Annotated in this window: 18 protein-coding genes and 1 pseudogene; 15 read left to right on the forward strand and 4 right to left on the reverse strand. The window is 48.7% G+C overall.

The genetic code is table 11. The annotated features are described in order from the left end of the window. The first annotated feature begins 14 nt into the window (after nucleotides 1-14). The 9 genes from ABID47_RS17410 (at nucleotide 15) to ABID47_RS17450 (ending at nucleotide 8,792) form a co-directional block, all read left to right on the forward strand. A complete protein-coding gene (locus tag ABID47_RS17410) occupies nucleotides 15-1,037 on the forward strand; it encodes an ABC transporter substrate-binding protein (protein WP_354498544.1) in 1,023 nt (340 codons plus the stop codon). Between the two features lie 32 nt (nucleotides 1,038-1,069). Further along, entirely contained in the window at nucleotides 1,070-2,680 is a 1,611-nt protein-coding gene (locus ABID47_RS17415) for an FAD-binding protein (protein WP_354498546.1), read from the forward strand. Next, the gene (locus tag ABID47_RS17420) at nucleotides 2,677-3,027 is read left to right on the forward strand and encodes a 4Fe-4S binding protein (protein ID WP_354498548.1); all 351 of its coding nucleotides are present in this window, start codon (nucleotides 2,677-2,679) and stop codon (nucleotides 3,025-3,027) included. The genes ABID47_RS17415 and ABID47_RS17420 overlap by 4 nt, the downstream gene beginning before the upstream one ends. A gap of 254 nt (nucleotides 3,028-3,281) precedes the next feature. Further along, the gene (locus tag ABID47_RS17425) at nucleotides 3,282-4,340 is read left to right on the forward strand and encodes an ATP synthase beta subunit C-terminal domain-containing protein (RefSeq protein ID WP_354498550.1); all 1,059 of its coding nucleotides are present in this window, start codon (nucleotides 3,282-3,284) and stop codon (nucleotides 4,338-4,340) included. Between the two features lie 99 nt (nucleotides 4,341-4,439). Continuing rightward, nucleotides 4,440-5,066, forward strand: coding sequence for a hypothetical protein (locus ABID47_RS17430; protein WP_354498552.1), 627 nt, complete (start codon nucleotides 4,440-4,442; stop codon nucleotides 5,064-5,066). A 180-nt stretch (nucleotides 5,067-5,246) separates the two neighbouring features. Further along, nucleotides 5,247-6,398 (forward strand): non-hydrolyzing UDP-N-acetylglucosamine 2-epimerase, encoded by a 1,152-nt coding sequence (gene wecB, locus ABID47_RS17435; RefSeq protein WP_354498554.1) that lies wholly within the window; start codon nucleotides 5,247-5,249, stop codon nucleotides 6,396-6,398. A gap of 5 nt (nucleotides 6,399-6,403) precedes the next feature. Continuing rightward, nucleotides 6,404-6,712 carry a hypothetical protein gene (locus ABID47_RS17440; RefSeq protein WP_354498556.1) on the forward strand — a complete coding sequence of 103 codons (309 nt, stop codon included), beginning with the start codon at nucleotides 6,404-6,406 and terminating at the stop codon, nucleotides 6,710-6,712. 430 nt (nucleotides 6,713-7,142) lie between these two features. Further along, nucleotides 7,143-7,526, forward strand: a complete 384-nt coding sequence (locus ABID47_RS17445) for a class I SAM-dependent methyltransferase (protein WP_354498558.1) — start codon at nucleotides 7,143-7,145, stop codon at nucleotides 7,524-7,526. Between the two features lie 297 nt (nucleotides 7,527-7,823). Continuing rightward, on the forward strand, nucleotides 7,824-8,792 hold the full coding sequence (locus tag ABID47_RS17450) for a phosphotransferase enzyme family protein (RefSeq protein WP_354498560.1): 969 nt from the start codon (nucleotides 7,824-7,826) through the stop codon (nucleotides 8,790-8,792). A gap of 72 nt (nucleotides 8,793-8,864) precedes the next feature. Here ABID47_RS17450 and trxA read toward each other — a convergent pair whose 3' ends face one another. Next, entirely contained in the window at nucleotides 8,865-9,173 is a 309-nt protein-coding gene (gene trxA / locus ABID47_RS17455) for a thioredoxin (protein WP_354498562.1), read from the reverse strand. Nucleotides 9,174-9,206: 33 nt separating this feature from the next. After that, on the reverse strand, nucleotides 9,207-10,097 hold the full coding sequence (locus ABID47_RS17460) for a class I SAM-dependent methyltransferase (RefSeq protein ID WP_354498564.1): 891 nt from the start codon (nucleotides 10,095-10,097) through the stop codon (nucleotides 9,207-9,209). Between the two features lie 340 nt (nucleotides 10,098-10,437). Between ABID47_RS17460 and ABID47_RS17465 the strand changes: the two genes are divergently transcribed. Together ABID47_RS17465 and ABID47_RS17470 are read left to right on the forward strand one after the other, a co-directional pair. Further along, complete coding sequence (locus ABID47_RS17465; RefSeq protein WP_354498566.1) at nucleotides 10,438-10,995, forward strand: GNAT family N-acetyltransferase; 558 nt, start codon at nucleotides 10,438-10,440, stop codon at nucleotides 10,993-10,995. A gap of 127 nt (nucleotides 10,996-11,122) precedes the next feature. Continuing rightward, complete coding sequence (locus ABID47_RS17470) at nucleotides 11,123-11,317, forward strand: GNAT family N-acetyltransferase (protein ID WP_354498568.1); 195 nt, start codon at nucleotides 11,123-11,125, stop codon at nucleotides 11,315-11,317. A gap of 87 nt (nucleotides 11,318-11,404) precedes the next feature. Here ABID47_RS17470 and ABID47_RS17475 read toward each other — a convergent pair. Beyond that, a pseudogene (locus tag ABID47_RS17475) lies at nucleotides 11,405-12,141 on the reverse strand (SDR family oxidoreductase). Between the two features lie 79 nt (nucleotides 12,142-12,220). Further along, nucleotides 12,221-12,475: an Atu4866 domain-containing protein gene (locus ABID47_RS17480; protein ID WP_354498570.1), complete on the reverse strand. Its 255-nt coding sequence runs from the start codon at nucleotides 12,473-12,475 to the stop codon at nucleotides 12,221-12,223. A 217-nt stretch (nucleotides 12,476-12,692) separates the two neighbouring features. Between ABID47_RS17480 and ABID47_RS17485 the strand changes: the two genes are divergently transcribed. The 4 genes from ABID47_RS17485 to ABID47_RS17500 all read left to right on the forward strand — a co-directional run bounded on the left by ABID47_RS17485 (nucleotide 12,693) and on the right by ABID47_RS17500 (nucleotide 15,359). Next, a complete protein-coding gene (locus ABID47_RS17485; RefSeq protein WP_354498572.1) occupies nucleotides 12,693-13,625 on the forward strand; it encodes an AraC family transcriptional regulator in 933 nt (310 codons plus the stop codon). After that, nucleotides 13,622-14,176 carry a GNAT family N-acetyltransferase gene (locus tag ABID47_RS17490; RefSeq protein ID WP_354498574.1) on the forward strand — a complete coding sequence of 185 codons (555 nt, stop codon included), beginning with the start codon at nucleotides 13,622-13,624 and terminating at the stop codon, nucleotides 14,174-14,176. Before ABID47_RS17485 ends, ABID47_RS17490 begins: the two co-directional genes overlap by 4 nt. A 114-nt stretch (nucleotides 14,177-14,290) precedes the next feature. Beyond that, nucleotides 14,291-14,602: an ArsR/SmtB family transcription factor gene (locus tag ABID47_RS17495; RefSeq protein WP_116230650.1), complete on the forward strand. Its 312-nt coding sequence runs from the start codon at nucleotides 14,291-14,293 to the stop codon at nucleotides 14,600-14,602. Between the two features lie 145 nt (nucleotides 14,603-14,747). After that, the gene (locus ABID47_RS17500; protein ID WP_354498576.1) at nucleotides 14,748-15,359 is read left to right on the forward strand and encodes an NAD(P)H-dependent oxidoreductase; all 612 of its coding nucleotides are present in this window, start codon (nucleotides 14,748-14,750) and stop codon (nucleotides 15,357-15,359) included. The last annotated feature ends 102 nt before the right edge of the window (nucleotides 15,360-15,461 follow it).

Here is a 15,461-nt window from a genome sequence, read left to right on the forward strand (position 1 = left end):
TGGGGGAGCCAATCATGAAGACAACGCATCGTAAAAACACCAAACACGGCCGCTTTTGGAAGTCAGCTGTCATTCTTGCAGGTCTGCTAGCCGTCATCGTGGTTCAGGGCTGCTCGCCATCCAAGCGGACCGGGGATGCTGCCGAAGCTGCCGCGGATAAGCCGACGGTGCTCAATTATGGCTACATCGGAATCAATAAATTAAATGTGCCGTCAAGCGGAGCTGAAGGCTGGGGATTCCATAAAGGGATTATTCAGGAGGAACTGAAGAAGCATGGGATTGCGCAGGTGAACCTGACCGGCTTTCCCAACGGACCCGACCAAACGGAATCGTTAGTCAGCGGCCGGCTGGACGCGGGCAGCCTTGGCGATACACCGGCGATCATCGCTTACGCCTCCGGTGCGAAAACACGATTGATTTCCCAGCCATCGACCTATTCCATCGGGTACTTGTTTGCCAAAAAAGGCGGAGCTAAGTCCATCAAAGATTTGGAAGGCAAAACGATTGCCATTCAAAAGGGATCTTTTATGCACCGCTATGTCGTTGGCTTGCTCAAGCAGGAGGGCGTGAAGGATTATAAGCTGGTTCACATGCTGATTCCCGATGCGCAGGCAGCTTTGGCAAGGGGGGATGTCGACGCGTTGACCAACAATGGCGTGCAGGCGATGAAGCAGATTGACGAAGGTTATCCGCTGCTTGACGATGCTACCAAACATCCCGATCTGATCGGTACGAGTGCTACCGTCGTTTCGGACGCTTTTCTGGCCAAATTCCCCGACTTTCCGAAAATATGGAACGAAGCGCGCAAAAAGGCGCTGGATGACTTAAAGCAGCACGAAGACGAATACTACCAGTTTGTCGCGGATGCGCAGGGAACGACTCCGGAAGTTATCAAGAAGATCAGTCCGATCAGCGAGATCAAGGATACTCCGTTTACCGATGACGGCTTAAAGCTAATTGAAGGAACGAAAGACTTTCTGGTTGAAGAAAAGCTTGCGAAAAAAGATTTTGATATGAACGACTGGGTGCTGAAATAACCACGTACAGGACGATAGGGGGATTGCAGAGGATGGCACCCAAAATGGATATTCAATTAACCACGGATGTACTGGTTCTTGGTGGCGGGCCAGCTGGTGCCTGGGCGGCATGGAGAGCCGCGTCCAAGGGAGCAAGGGTTGTGCTTGCGGATAAAGGCTTCTTGGGCAGCAGCGGTGCGACGGCGCCTGGAGGAACAACCCTGCTGGTGATTCCTCCGATTGCCGAGCTGCGGGAAGATGCCGTGCAGAGCAGGCTCAAGGCAGGCGGCTATCTGTCGGAGAATGCCTGGATTCACCGGGTCCTGGATGAGGTGGAGACCTATTTGGAAAAAGTCGGAGAATGGGGATATCCCTTTCCGAAAGATGATAAAGGGAATACGCTCCGCACGCATTTGCACGGCCCCGAATATATGAAGCTGATGCGCCGGGCGGTCCGGCAGGCCGGTGTGCGCATCTTGGATCAGTCCCCTGCACTGGAGCTGCTGCACGATGCGAATGGCGTCGGGGGAGCAAGAGGCGTGAACCGGCTGACGCGCCAAGAATGGGAGGTGCGCTCCAATGCGGTCGTTCTGGCTACTGGGGGCTGTGCGTTTCTGAGCAATGGATTGGGCTGCAACGTACTGACCGGCGAGGGGCTGCTAATGGCTGCCGAAACGGGAGCCGAGCTTTCCGGGATGGAATTCAGCCGCCAATATGCGCCGAGCGTCGCCTTTGGCAGTGTGACCCGGGGGAGAATGCTGGCTTGGTCTACGCTCTATGATCAAGAAGGACGCGTGATCGGCCGGGGTGACCGCGCCTTCGGCAGTCTGCAGCAGCATCTCCTGAAAGGACCGGTGTACGCCTCGATCAATTTGGCCGACACAGAGGAGAAGCGGCGGTTTCTTCGTCATGCGCATCCGATCTTCTTTATGCCGCTCGAGCGCGCGGGCATCGATCCGTTCCGGGATAAGTTTCCGCTCACGCTGCGGTACGAAGGGACGATGCGCGGGACGGGCGGGCTGCGGCTCACCGGGAATGACTGCCGCACGAGCGTTCCGGGTTTATACGCAGCGGGCGATGCCGCCTCGCGAGAGAAAGTAACGGGCGCCATTTCAGGCGGAGGAGCGTATAACGCTTCCTGGGCGATATGCAGCGGAAACTGGGCGGGCGAAGGTGCTGCGGAGTATGCATTAATCCAATCCGTGGATGCCTGTAAGCGGGATCTGACGCCGGCAGGACGATACGGCTTGGTGCAGCACTCGAACGCCGACCGGCTGATGGACGTCCCGCAAATCATCTCGGCCGTTCAGCGCGAGGTGTTCCCCTTGTCGATCAACTTTTTTCGCAGCGAACCGGTCATCCGGGCGTCTCTCGACCGTTTGCACGGGCTTGTTCCTTTTTTGCGTGACAGCGTATCTGACGATCACCGTCATCGTGTGCGTGCCCGGGAAGCGGCAGGCATGGTGGCTACGGCGAGATGGATGTACTCGGCCGCCCTTGCGCGCAAAGAGAGCCGCGGGCTGCATGCCTTTGCGGAATATCCCCAGCTGGATCCCCGCCAGACCCACCGTCTCCTGGTGTCGGGGGTCGACCGAATCCACATCCGGGCGGAAAAGGTCCCTCATGCGTCCGAACTCACGCCGGAGGAGGGGATGGTCTTATGATCGAGCTGGTCAGCCGGGAGCGGTGCATCGGTTGTTCCATTTGCGTAAAGGTCTGTCCGACCAACGTGTTTGATATGCAGGATGGACAGCTTGTGATCGCCAGGCAGGAAGACTGCCAGACATGTTTTATGTGCGAAGCGTATTGTCCAGTTGATGCTTTGTATGTTGCGCCTTATGCAGACCGATCCGTAGAGGTCAGCGAAGAGGCGTTGTTGCACCAAGGAATGCTCGGCAGCTGGAGGGCAGAAATCGGATGGACCACGGGCAGTGAAACGACGATGGCCGCCCGGGATACTACGCCGTTTTTTGAACAATTTACGAAAACCCACCGGGCAAAGGAAAGCTAGTGCGAAGTGCTGAAGCATATGGATGTGTAAAGCCACCCTTATTTCAAACAAGGGTGGCTTTTTTGGCGCGCTGATCGGCTGCCGGCGGATGGGTGAGTTACAAATTTGTTCTAGAGTCCTCAGTTTTCACTCAAATGTTGAGGTTTTAAATATGTCTTGGGTACAAGGCAATACACAATCACAAATTTTTCCTGATTATCTATTGCGCTATAAAGTAAAATAAATTACTATACAAAGTAAGGAGGTGCTAAAAAATGGATGAGGAGTTACAGCTTAACGTTCCGCTGCTGCGCCGACGCGTACCCAATCTAACGACGGCGGCACGGGAGGCTGGTCTAAGAGCGGCAACGGTTTCCAATCTATGTACAGGTAAAATCCCCGTCGGCCGCGCTGAAGTAAGGACGTTGGTGGCTCTTGCTTCTTTGGCGGGATGCAGTCTTGATGAACTCATAATTAGAGGGAGTGGTGTTCGTATGATCGAGACAGGTGTAAAAGCGTTGGATTTGCTCGCCCCGGTAGTTCGCGGGGGAACCGTTGGATTTGTGGCACGGCCGAACATGGGGCAGCTCGTTATGCTCGCAGAGCTGATGCTCCGCATGAAGAAACGGGGATTCGCAACCGTGTTCTGGGACCCGCAATCGGACATTTCGGGCGTCGAGCTGGTTCAGGAGCAATCCGAGTTTTCCCATTCGGCCAAAGAGGACGTTTATCAGCAAATTGTGGAGCTGCGCGGGGAAAAAGATATTCTCCTCGGCGTTGATCGGAGCAAAGTTTTATCCGGCGAGTTATTATCCTTGCGAGATCGACTTAAAGAGGTCGGAGCACGGCCCATCACGATCGCCCTTGTAGATATTAAGTGTGAAGCGGCTGACGATGATAATGCGTATGGACCTTTGGACACCCTGTGGAGATTTGACACCGATCTGATCAGCAGAGGCATTTATCCGGCTATCGATCCGATCGGATCGACCTCTACCGTTCTGGAGGGAGCGCATCTGGATGCCGTTCATCTGACCACTCAGCAATCGGCACGAAAACTGCTCCGCCGTTACAGAGAGCTGAGATCGCTGGTGACCGTATTGGGCGTGGAGAAAATTTCCGATAGTGATTTGCAGCTGTACCAACGTGGCGAAAGGCTCGAAGCTTATCTTGCACAACCTTTCTACGTATCCGAGCCCTATACCAAGAAACCGGGTGAATGGTTGACGCTTTATGATACACTGGCTGATGTAAAACGAATCTTGGATGGCGAAATGGATACGACCGAGCCTTCCGAATTGTTTTTTAAAGGGCGGCTGGAAGTCACCAGCTGAAGCGGGATGATTGAGATCTGGTAAACGGTTGCATGGGGCCGGTCCAGCTGACCGGCTCTTACGTATCGTATCGAATGGTTATCGAAAGAGGTGAACGGCTTGATTCGCGGCGTCATACTTGAGGGCTTATCCACAACTGGGAAAACATCCGTATTTTCTGCATTAAAAAGAGTACATAGTTTAAGTTCGCATGCCGAGCGAACGATGGTCGCGCTAAGTGAACATTATTCGCAAATCCTGCATTCCGATCACGGCGTGCTGAGGTCCTTGGATCAAAATGAACATATCCAGCTGTTAAATCAGCATATCGCTTATCTTGAACAGCTGTACGGTTGGATTGAATCTCTGGGTCAAACGAAACCGTCTAACGGAATTTTTTTCATCTTGGAGAGATTTCATCTTAATCATCGTGCGGCATTCGCAGATCATTCAGAAATTGAGGCTTTGGAACAGCGATTGCTGCGTCTCAATGGAAAATGCGTTCTTTTGACCTTATCTCCGGAAGCTGTTCCGACCCGATTTGTTGAAAGCCGAGGTGAAGCCTGGCGGTCCTATGTCATGGCGAATCATCCGTCTGCAAACGATGCTTGCCGCAAGTTTGTTGAGGATCAGGAAAGGCTGCGCACATGTATGAAACAATCGCTCATTTCTGCAATAGAAGTCAACACCGACGAAGCAGCGTGGGATGATTATGCGAATCAAATTTTGAAGGCGTTGGACGAATAAGCACTATAATACATACCAGGTGAAACAAGCTGCAGGCTGCCGAACAACGGCGGCCTGTTGGGGTTATAAAGGGGGACATTCCTGAACAAAAGGAGATGTGGTGCTTCGTAACGAAGTAATATTATGGAAACGGTATAAAATCGTGGCAGAGAATGGATTTACCAAAGGAGAGAATCGACAATGAAGAAAAAAATAATGGTTATATTCGGCACTCGGCCTGAAGCGACGAAAATGTGCCCAGTGATTCAAGAATTGCGCCGTCATCAAGAATGGTTTGAGACGAAGGTGGTAGTTACCGGCCAGCACCGAGAACAACTATCTCAAGCTCTTTCACATTTTAATATTCAACCCGATGTCGACTTGGCTTTGATGAAAGAAAATCAATCACTGGCCTATTTGACTTCAGCTGCGATTGTTGGACTCGACAACATCATTAATGAGGATAAGCCTGACATGATACTGGTTCATGGAGATACGCAGACTGCGATGTGCGGAAGCTTGACAGCATTTTTTCATAAAATCCTGGTTGGGCATGTCGAAGCAGGCTTACGTTCTCATCAAAAATATTCGCCTTGGCCCGAAGAAGTAAATCGCAGAATTGTCGATGTTGTTACAGATTTACTATTTGCGCCGACATCTGTTAGCAAGAACAATTTGAATAGAGAGGGTTATGATTCCGAACATATTTTTGTTACCGGTCAAACTGCCGTCGATGCAGCAATTCTAACCAACAAAGCTGATTATAAATTTCATAATGAACAATTAAACGATCTTGTCCAACTTCAAGGAAGATTGATTACTGTAACGGCTCACCGCCGTGAAAATTATGGAGAACCTATGCAGCAAATGTTCAAGGCGATCCGACGTGTGGCTGATGAACATCCAGATGTCCATATCGTTTATCCGGTTCATTTGAGTCCTTATGTCCAGGATACCGCATTTGCTATGCTGTCCGGTCATGATCGGATCCATTTGCTTGATCCCATTGAATACCCTGATATGATCAATCTGTTATCCCGTTCTCATCTTGTATTAAGTGATTCAGGCGGACTTCAAGAAGAAACACCCGTTTTTAATAAACCGTTGATCCTGATGCGAGATACTACAGAACGGCCAGAGGCTGTTGAGGCGAATGCCGTTTTCCTGTCCGGAACCCAAGAGGATTCTATTTTTAACATAGCCAATAAACTATTAACGGACCCGGATCTCTATCATCAGATGGCAAATGCGAGAAACCCATTTGGGGACGGGCTCGCCTCCAAAAGAATCGTACATATTATTGCCCATCATTTCGGATTAACTCAAGACCTGCCAAATGAATTCGAGGAGTAAGCCTAATGACTCAATACTACTATATCGCTTCAAGCCATGAGCTTCCTACTGGCTCCTTCGGGAAGAACAAAACGGTAATGACCATTCGGGATTACATTGAAAAAGTGAACCCATCCGCGAAAGATCAGATTGTGATGCAAGCGCTGCTGGAAAAGGACCCGGAGGGGGATCAGCTGATGGATATCTACGAAACGGAATTGGACGCAGCCGGCTTGTATGTAGCGGGTCCTATGAAATCAGTAGACGCTTCGTGCCCGTTCCGGCAGCCATTCATTTATCAGGTAGACCCTGATGGAGGATCTTTCGAGAAATGAATGACGAGAAGAAGCTGTCTTCGCCTGAATACTACCAATGCAGTAGAAAATGCATAACCGAGCTGTTCGAGTATATGGGACGTCATTTAGAGATTGGTGAAGAGCTGGAGCTGTACTCATGCACCGCATATGGGTGTGAAAGGTTTAGTGACTTGCCTAACCAGGATGATCTTATGATTGATTTGTCCACTTTCGAATTGGAGGACAATTTTGAGTGGAAAGAGCGCCAAATGATACGCGTAAGAAAGTAAAGTGTCTGACGAAAAGAACATGCCAATTTGTCCTCCATCCACTGGGATATCGTGCTGAATCAGTGCGGGGAGTGGGGTGGCGGCCGGCTTTGGTTTAATGACGTCTTAGTCCGGGAGAACGGCCGGTTTGTATTGGATGAGCTGCAGGGTTTAAATCGTGAATAAGGCGGGATAAAGAAATGGACAAAACAAATCTGGCGAATTCGTATGATATCGATTCACACCGAAGAGCAAACGCGCATCCGGCGGATTGGAAGGTGATCGAGAGGGACAGGTTTCTTAACCACCTACAGGATTCAGATGAAAGAAAACTTCTGGAAATCGGTGCCGGGACAGGGATAGACAGCCTATACTTTAAAGATCATGGTCTAAAGGTAACCAGCATTGATTTATCCAGTGAAATGGTGCGTTACTGCAGAGAAAGAGGGCTGCAGGCGTATGTGATGGATTTCTATCATCTAACATTTGAGGACGATTCGTTTGATGCTGTCTACGCCTTAAACTGTCTGCTGCATGTGCCCAAAAATGAAATCGGCGGCGTGCTGTCGAAATCAAACGGGTGATGAAGCCTGGTGGATTATTTTATATGGGACTATATGGAGGTACTGATTCCGAGGGGGTTTGGGAAAACGACTGGTGTGAGCCAAAACGATTTTTCGCTTCTTATTCAGATCGTTCCATCCGAGCGCTAACCGGGCAATATTTTAAGGAAATCAGCTTTCAAACCGTTCCTTTAAAAGAGGGTGAGCCCTATTTTCAGGGACTCCTGTTACAGAAATAAAAAATGAAATCCAAGGTGGGCAGTAACTCGGTTCGAAAACATGAAGATACGGAGGTTTCAAATGCTCACAGCGGATATTTTGTCCAAAGCTGCCGCATCGTTTGACTTTGATGTGAATACGCTCGAGTTTGTTAGCCATTCAACGAATGAGGTTTACCGGTTTTCGAAAAACAATGAATATTATTTCCTGCGGATATCGGTTAAGCCTCTCGCCTACGCAGAAAAGTTACACGCCGAATTGGAATGGGTTCATGATTTGGTACACCATGGCGTAAACGCCTCTTTGCCGATCTTAACGAAGGATCAACAGTTAACCGCCGTGTATGAAGAAGACGGACTATGTTTTATTGCCGCTGTTTTTCGCATGGCACCGGGAAAATTCTTCGAGAAAGACAACCCTCACTTATGGGGGACGGACATCTATCATGCATGGGGAGAAACCATGGGGAAGATGCACAAGCATTCAAAATCCTATAAACCTTTGGTGAAGGGCAGCCAAAGAGATCACTGGAGCAAGAGCGAGTTCAGCAATCCGAATTTGCAGCATGGGATGTACAGGGTGCTTCTCGATAAATTACAAAGCCTTGAAGATCAAATCGATTCGCTCCCTCGGGAGGACAATGCTTATGGGTTGATCCACAATGATTTTCATCCCTACAATTTCATGATCGACGGAGATACGATTACGGTATTTGATTTTGACGACTGCATTTATGGCTGGTACTCGCTGGACATTGCCATTGCGGCAGCACATGCGGTTTGGTGGGGGTCCCCTGGAGAAGACCGGAAGTCAAAAAATGAATTTGCCCGGAGATTTTTGGATGATTTTCTTGCAGGGTACTTCAAGCATCATCCGTTGGACTCTCATTGGATTCAGCGGATTCCCCTGTTTATGGATTACCGAAATATATGTTCCTTCTTCTGGTGGCTGCAGGATTGGGATGGTGATGAAAGTAAACTGAGTGATTTTCAGAAGAATGCAATAACGGAGGCGGTTAAAATCATCGCGGATGGCCGCTCCTTTGACGGCTGTGAGATTGAAATGTAGCTTTACCAATTTCAAAAGCCGGATATTCCCGTTGAAGGAATTCCGGCTTTGTTTTGCTACCTTGATTTATGCTTAGGCTGTGAGCTCCTTCAAGATTTGTTTCGGCAGAATCCCGGATTCCTGGTAAACGAGCTTGCCATCATTGAATATAAGGGTGGTCGGTATGCTCATAATCTGAAATTGGGAAGAGGTCACCGGGTTATCATCTACATTCACTTTAATCACGTGAACCGAACCGCTTGTTTCCCTTTCAAAATCCTCCAGAATGGGAGCAAATATTTTACAAGGACCGCACCATGATGCCCAAAAATTCACGACCGTTACGCCTTCTGTCTGCATCATATTTTTAAACGTTGCGTCTGTTGCATGCTGGATTGCCATCGTTATCTTCCTTTCAATAATAGATTTCCCGACTCAAATCTCTCTGGTGTACATGTTCTGATCCTGCAGTCGAATCAGTACTTTGCCAAAACGCCCGCCCTGTTGGAAGGTTACTTGTCCAGACGGATATGCTTGGTCCAGATAGTCTGCAACGATGGTTTGGTTGCGCTCATCGACAGGAAGACCATGTCTGCGAAGCCAGCTCATCATCTCCTGCAGCGCCTCTTCTTTCGACATCTCTACCGTTTTCGTTTCCCGGGTGACCAGGGACTCATAGGAATAGCCTTTGAGATACAGCAGATGGAGCAAATATCCCATTTCCGCTGGTTTGGACTTGTAAGGTTCGCCAGTGACGAGCGGCCAAATTTCGTTGACCAGACTATGTTCTGCGGAAGAAACAGGCAGACTGATATAACAGAATTTTCGGGCACATTGGAGCACTTTCTCTACGCTCTCCCAGTCGCGAATGACCGGGCACATCGAAACGAAGACGAGATCGAAAGCCTGGCTCAAGCCTTTTTCTTGAACGTCGATTTCCTCAAACGGTACGGGGATAATCTTTATTTGGCCTACGTCAAACTTGGCTATGTGTTCCTTCAGCAATTCAACTTGTGGTGGAGAGGACTCGACGGCCGTTACACGGGCTCCCCGCTCTGCAAACGGCACCGAAAATACGCCCGAAGCGGCGCCGATGTCCAGCACAGAGGCATTTTTAAATGATACCCCTTGTCCCTCAATCCAGTTCAGGATCCGATTAGTTCGTTTTCTTCCCTCCGGGCTAAATGACTGCTCATGGAAAGCCTTGGCTTTATGATCAAAATCTCGAGACGGGTCGATGCCGGCCTGTTTGGACCTGTTTATATAGGTGTCAGGATCTTCTTTCCACGCTTTTTCCCAGCGGGCTTCATTAAAAAAATCGCTCATGATCTTTTAAACCTCCATAGATCTGTTATATCCATAATTGGAGCAAAAAAATAAATTTGGCTGTATGTTTAAAACACTAAGGCTCTTGCTTGACCGAAACCATCGTAAACCTCACAACAAAGTACCACTAGAGAAGAGGGATGGTTCAAGTGAGATCCTCCTTTCTGTTCGGAAACATTATAGACCTACAATATCCATAATAAAATATACTCCAAGGATTTGCAATGCCTACTTCGGAAAAATTCATTGTATAGCTGTTCATATCCCTTCATAATTTTGATACGAGAGACTAAGATCTTAATTAATGAACGTTAATGTTTGACAAAGGAGGAGTCATTTGATGTACAAGGCTATAGTCAATGATGATACATACATTTCGATTCTGGAAGACAGGCATGCTAACGAGCTTTATCATTTAATTGACAGCAGTCGTGAATCTATACGGCAGTGGCTTCAGTTTCCTGATCTTACGCATAAAGTCGAGGACACAAGAGCCTTTATAAGCAGGTCATTAAAAAGATTCGCCAATAACGATGGGTACTGGGCTGGGATATGGTATAAGGAACAGATTGCAGGGTCCATAGGTTTTCTAGGGATCGATTGGGAAGCGGGTCGGACAGAAATAGGCTACTGGCTAGGCTCATCATTTGAGGGGAAAGGTTTAATGACTTCTGCATGCAGAACGTTTGTCGCTCATGCATTCCATGATCTGCGGCTTCGTAAAGTCGAGATCGGCGCAGCTGCAGGCAATATCAAGAGCCGAGCGATTCCGGAACGATTGGGCTTCACGCAGGAAGGGATTATCCGGAATTACGAACGTTTACATGACCAATATTTAGACAGAGTCGTTTACGGTCTTATGCAACAAGAGTGGTTAGACCAGCAAGCCATGTCCTAATTGGCTATCCGATCATTGGTAACCACCAAAACGAATATAAACGAATGTTACCAAATAAGTGTAACGTAAAATGGTAAAATCAACCTGTTAGAGTAGTGTTATAGATCATAAAAAGTGAGGTTCGTGAATGACACTGATTGAAGTCCGCCAACAGGGCATTGCCAAGCATTTGCTGCACCAAGCGCTGATCTATCTCAAAAATATCGGATGTGAGTCTGCCGAACTGCAGGTTGAAACGGCCAATTCATCGGCCTTATCCTTGTATCATGCCGTGGGGTTCAAAGAGGTGTTGGAGGAAGTACGATATGAGCGTGACTTGTAATTAAAAAACTATCAGGCAGCCCGATCGTTTTGTCGACCGGCTGCCTGATTCGTCATTAGGATGCTTAATTTTTATTTATGCATCGTATCATCCAAGCCGGGCTGTGGGGCGAACCACCAGCTCGTTCACATCGACGTCCGCCGGCTGCTCGATCGCATAGGCGATGGCTTGGGCAATAGCGGAAGCAGGAAGAGCGTTACGCCGGTACGTTTTCATAAATTCCCTTGCCCCGTCATCCGTAATGCTCTCAGCGAGCTCGGATTCCGTTACGCCGGGAGAAACGAGCGTTACCCGAATGTCTGCATCAATTTCCTGCCGCAAACCTTCCGTGATGGCGCGAACGGCGTATTTGGTTGCACAGTATACCGCCGCCGTCGGCGTCACCGAATAAGCCCCGATGGAAGCTACGTTAATCATATGACCGAATTGCTGCTCCTTCATTACGGATAAACCTGCGGCAATACCGTGCAGAACTCCGCGGATATTGACGTCGATATCCGGTTCCATTCGTCGATTTTCAAAGCTTCCAACGGTGATAGCGGCATCACGCCGGCATTGTTTACGATGACATCGACCCGTCCGAATCGGCTTTGCGCCAAGCGGATGATAGACTGCATTTGCTCGATACTCGTCACATCAAGCTGTTGATATAAGGCGGACCCTCCTTCTGCCTGAATGAGGGAAGCCAGTGCTTCCAGTTTTTCTACGCGTCTGGCCCCCATGACGACATGGGCGCCCCGGCTGGCGAGAAGCTTCGCTGTAGCTTCGCCGATCCCGCTGCTTGCACCAGTAATCACAACGACTTTTCCATTGATTTCGGACATTGAACATTTCTCCTTTGGATTTGATTTATGCTAAGTTGCTCGATTCGAACTCTTGTGATGAAAAAGGGGCATCTCCCCGCTAATTTTCACGATAGAGAATCATGCCGGCGTGGTAGAGCACCGAATCGCGGAAGTCGCCGTCCGCTGTAAACCCTGTATCATCCACATATTCGATATGGTCGCCTACAATGGTGTACCTGCCTTGATATGCGCTCTTCCGATCACCGCGCGCTTCGTCATACCGCCCGTTCGGCAGCAGCTCATGCCGGATGTAACCGTCTTTTGTCACCCACATGCCGATATACGGATGGGATTGTTCGTTTTGTGCAGTCATTGAATATTCTCCTTTCCTTTGCGAAAGCCGGATTGAATCCTGCCTTGTCATCGTTTTCTACAGTAAAGTTATCCGGACCATGTTTCGCATTTCTTACATGTTCATTATCGTTCCTTCGGGAAGAGAGACGGTAGCCGGATCATACAAGATGATTGCCTAATCCTCCAGAAGCGGATAAAGTTAAGCTAATCATGTAGATCAAAGGGGGAAGAAAAGGATGGATGAATGGTTCGAGAAACAAAGGAAAGAACTGCTCCGGATCATCGAGAAGTTCACACCGAAGGACGGTACGCATGATACGGAAGTTCCCGGTTTGCGCTTCATTCGCTCTTCCCGGTTATCCGAACCGGTATATTCTGTCTATGAGCCATCCCTTTGCGTCGTAGCGCAGGGTTCCAAGGTGGTTATGCTGGGACAAGAGGTGTATCAGTATGACCCGAGCAGTTACCTAACCGCTTCAGTCCAATTACCGATTACAGGGCAAGTGATGGAGGCATCGAATGAAACGCCGTATTTAAGCCTGCAGATCCTTTTTGATATGAACCAAATTCTTGATGTGATTCAAGCATCCGATGATGCGATCCGAGCTGGGAATGAGACCAGCCGGGGGTTGAAGGTAAGCCAGCTCAACGATACGCTTTTGGATGCCGTGCTGCGGCTTGTGAAACTGGTTGAGACACCACGTGATATTCCGGTGCTTGCTCCTTATGCCATGCGGGAAATTATTTACCGGGTGCTTCAGAACGAGCACAGCGCATCTCTGATGCAATTTGCCGTGATCGGAAGCCACGCCCAGCGTATCGCGGGGGTGGTTGAGAAGATTAACCGCGATTTTGCCCTTCCTCTTCGCGTAGAAGAATTGGCTGCGGAGGCCCGTATGAGCACTTCGTCTTTGTACGATTATTTCAAGGAAGTCACAGGGATGAGTCCGATCCAGTACCAAAAGCAGATCCGTTTGCAAGAGGCACGCCGGCTGCTCTTCTCCGAATCGATCGATGCGGCGGAAGCTGCGTTTCAGGTCGGATACGAGAGTCCGTCGCATTTTAGCAGGGAATATGCCCGGATGTTTGGGATGCCGCCGGTCCGGGACCTACGCCGATTGCGGAGCACGATTGTTGATGAAATGACGATTTCGGCGGAAATCAAATGAAAGGAAATGAATTTATGGATTTTAAGTTGTGCCCTATTCCTTATGAAGATAAGACACTGCTGTACAATCTCATACAGCTATACCGCTACGACAGCAGTGAGTTTGATGGGCATGTGCTGAACAGGCACGGTCAATACTTATACAAATACATTGATCACCAGTGGACGGATGAATACAGAAGACCCTTTATGGTAACTGTGGACGGGGAAATCGCGGGATTTGTTCTGGTCAGTCTGGATGTACCACAGGAGCATATGAAATTGAGCAAGGCTGAGAAAACAAATTTAATCAGCGACTTTTTTATCATGAGAAAATACAGGCGGAGAGGGGTAGGTAAAAAAGCTGCCTATACCCTATTCGAGGAGTTCAAAGGGACATGGGAGATCAGGCAAACGGTTGGCAACAAGCCGGCGTATGCTTTTTGGAAACATGTGATTTCAGAGTATGCACAACACGATCGTTATTGCGAAGAATTTCTTCAAAACGAGCAGTGGCATGGTCCGGTCTTTGTCTTTAATTCTGATACAGCCGAGTCCGATGAAATACAGTGACATGAGGTATAAGTGTAATCAAAATAACAAGTTGTTGGCTTGCAGATCGTAAGGGTTTAACAATACTTTTATCATCGTGTTGACATATCGGGAATTATCGATATAATAAAAATCATGAAATCACTTGAACCTATTGAAGTGTTTAAAGCATTGTCTAATGAAGCGCGTTTACAAATTTTAGAGTGGTTGAAAGATCCTCAAGCCTATTTTGGCCCCCAGGGAGGGGTGGAACTGATCGAAGTTGGGGTTTGCGTAAGCCAAATTACAGCCAAGCTGAACATGACTCAATCGACCACATCCCAGTATTTGTCCGTGCTGCAGCGGGCAGGTCTGATCCATGCAACCCGAATTGGTAAGTGGACCTATTACAAAAGGAATGAAGAAGCGATTCAGGCCATCGCCTCGTACATCCAGAAAGACCTGTAATGATAGAGACTGGATTCAATTCAATGAATTCAGTTTTTATATACAAAACAAATCGATAATTCGAGATATGTAATATCAATTTTATTTTTTATCCAATACATCGACATATCCCGAATTATAATTTAAAAATAAGGAGATGTTTTCATTGACCAACCCTTCCATCTTGACCAACGATACACATTCCAGCCAAACGAACCGATCCTCAAGGACAGCCACGCTTGTGATCGTTGCTCATCCCGATCTGGAGCATTCCCGGATCAACAGGCGACTGGCCGAAGAGCTGGAGCGGCGGGGCAATGTGACCGTACATCGGCTCTATGAAGCCTATCCGGACGAAAAGATCGATATTGCAAGCGAGCAGGCGCTGCTTCTGGCGCACGACCGAATCGTGCTTCAATTTCCTTTTTTCTGGTACAGCTCGCCTTCCCTGCTGAAGAAATGGATGGATGAAGTGTTCGAGTTTGGATGGGCCCATGGACCAGGCGGGGTCAAGCTGAATGGAAAAGAGCTAATCATCGCCATCTCTTCCGGAGGTTCTCCGAGCATGTACCAGGCCGGCGGCTTTCATAATTACTCTTATGGCGAGCTGCTCCGTCCGTTCCAACAGACGGCAAACCTGACCGGGATGATCTATCGGTCGCCGTTTGTTATTGGCCGAATCCGCGAAGTCAGCGATGAGCAGCTGGAGAAGTATGCCGCAGAATACGCGGACTATGTTGAAGGCGAGAAAGCCTTATCAGGCACAACAAGTGCTTAACACGGTAAAAGATTAGTTCTCACGAATAGGTTAAAGCCCCTTCCAGGCGCCAAGCGCTGCTGTGAAGGGGCTTCTTTCGTTTAGCTGGTAGAACTTCCGCTA

The sequence above is a fragment of the Paenibacillus favisporus genome (assembly GCF_040545415.1).
Taxonomy (GTDB): Bacteria; Bacillota; Bacilli; order Paenibacillales; family Paenibacillaceae; genus Paenibacillus_AQ; species Paenibacillus_AQ favisporus.